Source organism: Pseudoalteromonas sp. TB64 (genome assembly GCF_000498095.1).
GTDB lineage: Bacteria > Pseudomonadota > Gammaproteobacteria > Enterobacterales > Alteromonadaceae > Pseudoalteromonas.
In genome coordinates this window covers 20543-27739 of record NZ_AUTQ01000128.1, presented here as the reverse complement: position 1 = coordinate 27739, position 7197 = coordinate 20543, and the positions used below count along the sequence as shown (strand labels likewise).

General features: G+C 40.7%; 3 protein-coding genes and 2 pseudogenes. All 5 read right to left on the bottom strand.

The window, feature by feature from the left end:
* Positions 1-708, bottom strand: a pseudogene (locus L647_RS01000000124000) (tryptophan halogenase family protein); the annotation flags it as partial.
* A gap of 22 nt (positions 709-730) precedes the next feature.
* Positions 731-1741, bottom strand: a complete 1011-nt coding sequence (locus tag L647_RS0110045; RefSeq protein ID WP_024611006.1) for a cupin-like domain-containing protein — start codon at positions 1739-1741, stop codon at positions 731-733.
* Between the two features lie 10 nt (positions 1742-1751).
* Positions 1752-2495 (bottom strand): SapC family protein, encoded by a 744-nt coding sequence (locus L647_RS0110040; protein WP_024611005.1) that lies wholly within the window; start codon positions 2493-2495, stop codon positions 1752-1754.
* 177 nt (positions 2496-2672) lie between these two features.
* A pseudogene (locus L647_RS01000000123995) lies at positions 2673-5689 on the bottom strand (TonB-dependent receptor).
* Positions 5690-6076: 387 nt separating this feature from the next.
* Positions 6077-7144: a glycoside hydrolase family 43 protein gene (locus L647_RS0110030; RefSeq protein ID WP_024611004.1), complete on the bottom strand. Its 1068-nt coding sequence runs from the start codon at positions 7142-7144 to the stop codon at positions 6077-6079.
* Positions 7145-7197: the final 53 nt, after the last annotated feature.

The following is a 7197-nucleotide window of genomic DNA, read 5'->3' as shown; positions in this document are numbered from 1 at the left end:
GGGAGCCAATGGCTCCAATCTTCGTATCCGGTGTGTAGCGCTTGCTCTATTAATAAACCTTTAAAGCCGGTGCAATCTATAAATAAATCGCCCTCAATAATTTGCCCGTCACCTAAAGTAAGCGATTTTATAAAGCCATTATTGGGCTCTAAGTTAACTTTGCTTATCATGCCTTCTATACGTTTAGCGCCGTTTTGCTCTGCAAAATTTCGTAAAAACTTAGCGTACAAACCGGCATCTAACTGATAAGCATGGTTACGGTCTTGATTCGGCACTACGGCAAATTTACCCAAGCGACTTGCTACGTGCTCTGTGCAATAATCACCAATATCGGCTGCTACACCTTGTTGCATACCTTTTAGCCAAAAGTGCTGAAAACCTGCAGCCCAACAACCTTGCCCCACATAACCAAATGAGTGAAAGTAGCTTTGCTGGTTTTGTTTCCAGCCCTCAAACGATATGCCTAACTTAAACGTGGCATTAGTGGCTGNCTGCCATAAATTCTGATTCGCTAATTTTTAGTAAATCGTGAAATATATGCAGCGTAGGAATAGTTGACTCCCCGACCCCTACGGTAGGTATTAAATCGGATTCAACCAAGCATATTTCAATATTTTTACCTAGCAGCTTTGCCATTGCAGCGCTGCACATCCAACCAGCGGTGCCGCCACCTGCTATTACTATTTTTTTAATTGCATTTTGATTCATAATTCAAACCTTACAAGTACGCTTAGCGTCTTAATTTATTTTGTAATTCGGCTCTTAATTTACGCGCTGTTAGCTCATCCATTGGCTTTGTTAAAATAGCCTGTGCGGGCTCTGGTATGTGGGTAAATTCGTTATCAGCAAATACATAGTAATTAAACAAGCGTTGCCATGCTGCTCGCTCATGTTTTGGTAAATTACGTATGTTTAAAATAGCAAGGTGCAACGCATTAGTAGGCTGCCCATACACCGCAGGCGTATTTTTAAACCAATAATTAAACAGTATATTTAAACTGCCAAGCCCCTCTACTTGGTGCCACCACATGCTGGGTAATATAAGGGCATCGCCGGCTTCAAGATCAACGGTAATTGCCGCTTTTATTGCTTGCTCAAACTTAGGGTATTGCGTGAAGTTGGGCGCAGTTGTGGTGGTTAAGCTTATTGGCTGACCACCGGGTGCTTTATCAAGCGGGCCTATGTATAAATTATCTATTTGATCGGGGGCAAATAAAGTAAAACGCCTTTTACCTGCAACACAACATGCTAAATTTTGCGCTACGTCGTAATGTGCTGGTACGGTAACCTTTCCGCCTGCCCATACATTAAATAAACAGCCTTCGCTTAATGCGTTAACATGGCAGTGTTTAACCAAAGCAGGTAAGCACTGTGCAATGCTGGTAGAGCCAATGTATAAAGTGTCGGCTTGTGGGCTATTTGCACTTTGCGTTATTTGCTCAAGCGCATTAATAAATGCAGCTTGCTGATTAGTAAAGTTAAAACCGCTCAAATCGGGGTTATACCCTACAACCCCGCTTTGACTGGCAGGTATTGTGCAAGTATTAACTAAAAAACCTTCGTAAAACGGCGTTAAATAATCAATCGCTGCACTGTCTGACTTTTTAGCAGCAATAACTAAGGGCCAATCGCTTACAAACCCTTTTAGTACAATAGGCACAGGCGAGTTTAAAAGCTCCTTGGGTAACGTACTGGGAGTTAAGCCACTCAGCGTTTGAATATTATTTGCTAAACTTTCCATAGCTAAGTACTTACACAGCGTGCTTTTGTAGCATAAGTTGCTCGTTTTTAAGCGCCACTAAATCACGCACATGTACTTGCGATGCAATGATCATGTATATACACGCTAAATATCCTTGCGAATGCAGCTGTGTAATTACATCGCTACTTAGCTGGTTAAGCGACTCTTCGTTTATGGTATAAAAACCAAGTAAGTTATGTTTAAGCCCGTTTACTAAATCAAGCTCTAGCGATACCGATTCAAGCAAACCATGTTTAATTAAGGTTTTAATAAAGGGCTGGTTTTGTTGTAGACCGTGATGCAAGTTGTCGAGCACATTTATTATGTTTTCGAGGTAATCACTATTCCCGCCGTGTTCTAAAAATAAGTTAATACCCTGCTTTGTTGACACTTTTGGCGAGTCTAAATCAATACTTAACATGCGCTCTTGCGTTGCTACACCGTTTTGCATTGTATTTTGAGTCGCAATAGCAAAAGGCAGTCGCTGCATGCTGAGCGGAATGTAGTGTGCTTGCCATTGTTGGTTTACTAAAAATAAGTTTTCGTCTTTGTTTATGCCGTATAAACACACCGGCGAAAATGTATTTTTTGTATCGTCTTTGGTAAAAAATATTGGGTAATGTGCTTGAGCGACTCTAAATTCACTCACAAATGTTTCGCTGTACCAAACCCCGTCACCTAGGTGTGTGCTGCGTGCAGGGTTTATTTTTAAATGCTGATGTTCAACATTATTTAATAATGCATGATTGGCCATGGATTGTGTGCTCCAATTGTTGTTGTGTGCCTTTACCTATTGCTACACATTAAATGTAACTAATAAGTTAAATTCACATTGACTATAACAGCTGGATATTATTATTACTAGGTTAATTTAGGCAAATAAAAAAGCCGCAAAATGCGGCTTTTATAAGGTTGCTACAAGGGTAATTTATTAAAAATTATAACGAACACCTAAACCGTAACGAGAGCCTGTTTGAGTGATGTTATAAATCAACTGTTGCTTACGCCCGTACGATGTTACGTACTCGTCGGTAATGTTTATACCTTCAATAAATACAGTAAGTCCCTCTACTGCTGGTACTTCGTAACTTACGTTAAAGTCTATTTGGTAATACTCATCGGTGTAAATTGGTGCGGTTAAATCGCCATTTACACGACGTTCATTTAAAAACGAGTCGCGCCAGTTATACGCAATACGTGCTTGTAAGCCTTCTTTATCGTAAAAGAACACCACGTTTGCAGTATCACTTAACCCTACGAGTGCTTCTGTATCCTCTAGCGAATCGTTGTCGTATTCAAGACCCGAGTCAACCATGGTGTAGTTAAAAATACCGCCAAAGCCTGACTCACCAAATAAGTGCTGAATATTAAATTCAAATCCATCAATGGTGTATTCTTGGTCGCCATTTACAGGCACGTTTATTCTAAAGTTAATTGGATCATCTGAGTCTGGGTCACCAACAATTGTGCCGCCGTCTAACTCACCATCTTCATCAAATTTAGGTTGCACATTTGGATCATCAGCAAAGTTTTCAAATATGTAATTTCTGATGTCTTCGTTAGATGCATTACTACCTAGAGCACTTGATGCAGCTCTAAATTTTTCACCATTTAATGGATCCGCTAAGTTAAATATATTTGAGTCGATAGTGCCTGTAGTTATCCAGTTTGTTACGTCTTTTTTAAAGTAACCAAACGAAATATAGCTTCCTTCGCCGTAATACCATTCACTTGATAAGTCGTAGTTAATTGATTCAAGCGGTTTAAGTCCTGGATTACCAGACCCACCCGAATAACCACTTAAACTACCGCCGGTATTAATAGTTGTGCCGCCTTGCAGCTGACCATAACCCGCTCTTGAAATAGTTTTGCTTGCTGCTGCGCGAATCATTACATCTTCAACAACTTCAATATTAAAATTAATATTTGGCAGGAACTGGCTGTAATCTGCCGATTGGCTTAGCGTTTCAATACCGGTAACACCCNGTATCTTCGTTCCATTCTACGCGGCTGTAGCCGGGTGCGGTTGCTTTAGAATATACGTCTGTTTTTTCGTAGCGTAAGCCAACTTGTAGATCGAAGAACATGCCGCTCAATTCGCCTTTGTAATTTACTTGTGCAAAAGCAGACTGCGTTTTTTCTTCAGTAAAGCGGTTTGTTGCTGCATCCCAATCGGTTGAGGCACAAAATTGTCCTTCCCCGTTTGGTCCTGCCGCTGCGCCGTCGGNCTGCTTTACAATCACCGTAAAGGTTATCTACGTTGGCAATCGGATCTGCGTACTCTGCTGCATTTACAATCGCGTCAAAGTCGGCAAAAAAGATTGTATTAAATAAATCATATTCGCCTTGTGTTGCAGTGCCTTCAAAATTACCCGCTTTAGCTTGAAACTTATCTAAAATAGTATCTTGGCGCCAATCGATATCAGCAAAGTCGCCCTCAACACCAACTCCACCCCAATCTGGGCGCTGTACTTGCGTATGACGATAATGGTTATTTACTTTATTAACCGCAACGCCAAAATCAATACTTAAACTGTCGTCAAAGAAGTACTTACCTGAGATTTGTGTTTGATCGATTTCTGAATCGTATTTGTCGTTTGCAAACCAGCTACCCGATAAACGCATGGTTTCTGGCGTGAAATTTTCAATGTTACCAATAGCAATACCTGGTAAGTCACCGGTTAAATCAAGCCCTGTACGCGAACGAGTGTACGACGGTAACTGAATATTATTACGTGTACCGTGGCGTGGATCAGTTGCTTTCATTGATGCTTTTGAACTGTGATGATCAAATTCTAGGTTAAGCTGATCCGATACCGCCCATTCTAGGTTAAAGCCTAATGAATCTGTTTTTTCTTCGCGACCCCAAGAACCTACCGTAAGCGACGTATCGCGGTAGTCGGCATCACTTTGAATGTCATAAATTTCTGAGTAAATAAGTGGATACGCGTTAGGCTCGCCCGCCCAAACAGATTCACTTCTGTCGCCAGCGTAGTTAAACCATACTGAAGCATCAGTGTGCTGCTCTTCAACGGTTGTTTTAAAGCCCGTGTAATCAAGGGTTGCTGTAATATTTTCAACAGGTTGATATTGAAATACCAACTGACCATTTACACGTTCACGTTGACGCTCTTCAAACACATAACGTGGTTGTTGCGGGTTTGAGTAAATGCCTGATGTAGGTCTGTTTGTTCCGCCTTCAGCGCCTGCAGGTACGCCGCCCCATCCTGTATTTGTGTAATCAGATGCTCTGTAGCCTTGATCTTGAATAAACTGTTGCATACCGCTTTCACGGTCTTGGTAGCTACCTGAAATCGAAATACCAAACTTGTCATCCCCAAATGTTTGCGAATATAAACCGCTTACCTCTGGTGTAATGCTACCCTCGTCGGTAGATTGATCGTCTACAGCTTTAACGCCAAACGATGCTTTTATACCTGGGCTATTTAAGGGTCTGTTGGTTGTTAAGTTTATAGTTGCACCAATGCCACCTGAAGTAACACTTGCGTCTGATGTTTTATAAACTTGCACGCCCGATACGCTTTCAGATGCGACATTTGCAAAATCAAATGTACGGTCACCTGTTGTATTTGGAAGTTGGCGGCCATTAATTGTAATTAAGTTATTAGCAGGTCCAAATCCACGGACTGTTACGCGGCTACCTTCACCGCCCGCTCTATCTATTGATACGCCGGTAATACGTTGTAGTGATTCAGCAAGATTGGTATCAGGAAATTTCCCCATATCCTCAGCCGAAATTGCATCGACAATACCAGAAGAATCGCGTTTAACATCCATAGAGCGCTGCAATGAACCTCTAATGCCTGTTACTTGTATTATTTCTACATCTTCATCGGCAACGGTTTCTGCAGCGTAGCTTTGGTGAGGAAGCGTAACGGTACCCATTGCAGCGAGTATGGCTGTTGAAATTATCTTTTTCTTAAACATCATGATGCCTTTTTCTTATTAAATTATTATTGACGTACTGCAAGACTTTAAGAATTACTCGAAACATAATTGTAAACTATTTGTTTCATTTTACGGTCAATAAATAATTATTGTGTGTGTATGTTTTAAACGTTTTACAAAGACCACAACCAGTTTTAAACATGTGCTACTTAACTAATAAATCTTTAAATAACAGCATGTTTATGCTAATTCTTTGTGCTATTTTTTACTTTAAAATATTTTCATTTTGTCATATGTCCTCAGCTTCCTCTTATTTAGACCATTAACAAAATAAATAAATGGTCATATTGACTATATCTTTTTAATGCAAATAAAAGGCGTTGCAGTGCTCACGCAGATAATTTGCATTGTTTGTAACTATTTATATTAAGCGTGTTCATATGGGCTTATTGTTTGGATTTTTCCGTTTGAGTCGTGCTCAAGCTTAGCCATTTTCATACTGCGTAAATGGGTTTGTCCGCCCGACAACGTACTGTCGTGATAAAATAAAAACCAACCATCATTGTGCTTAACAATTGAGTGGTGCGTGGTCCAACCAAGTACTGGGTTTAAAATAACGCCCTGATAGGTAAATGGTCCGTATGGGTTATTGCCCGTTGCGTATACAATTTTGTGCGTATCACCTGTTGAATACGAAAAGTAATAAACACTGTTGTGTTTGTGTACCCAAGGGCCTTCAAAAAAGCGGCGGTTGTTATCGCATACTGTTATTGGTAAGCCGCTCTCATCAAGTACAACAACCTCTTTTACGTCTTCGCTTAGGCTGATCATATCTTCAGATAATTTTGCAACACGCGCAGGGATTGCAGCTTCACCAATTTTTGGATACGTGTTTTGTTCATTAAATTCGCTGGTTTGCCAATTTTGTAATTGGCCACCCCACAAACCACCAAAATACAAATAATGGCTTGAGTCGTCATCTTCAAATACAGCAGGGTCAATACTAAATGTTCCTTGAATATAATCGTCTTCGGCTTTAAATGGACCTGTTGGACTGTCACTTTTTGCAACGCCAATTCTAAAAATACCTTGCTGATCGCGCGCCGGAAAATAAAGGTAATACTGACCAAGTTTATGCGCTGCATCGGGTGCCCACATTTGCTTGCTTGCCCATTTTACGTCGTCTACACAAAGTGCTACGCCATGATCTATGGCTTTGCCTGAGTTTTCGTCCAGCGAAAACACATGGTAGTCGCGCATTGCAAAGTGGTCGCCGTTATCATTAATTTCATTTTTTGATTCAATGTCGTGCGACGGATAAATATACACTTTGCCGTTAAACACATGCGCAGACGGATCGGCGGTATACATGTGATCAACTAATACATTATGATTTTGTATTAACGAGTTGGCTCGTTGTAAGTCTTTTAACTGTTTAAGTTCAGCGTCACTTAATCCATTAGATGGGGGTGCTGCTTGTGCTGTATTTTGCATTTTCACTCCTAGTATTGCCTGCCCACTTTGCACTTTTAAAAGGTGCAAAGTGG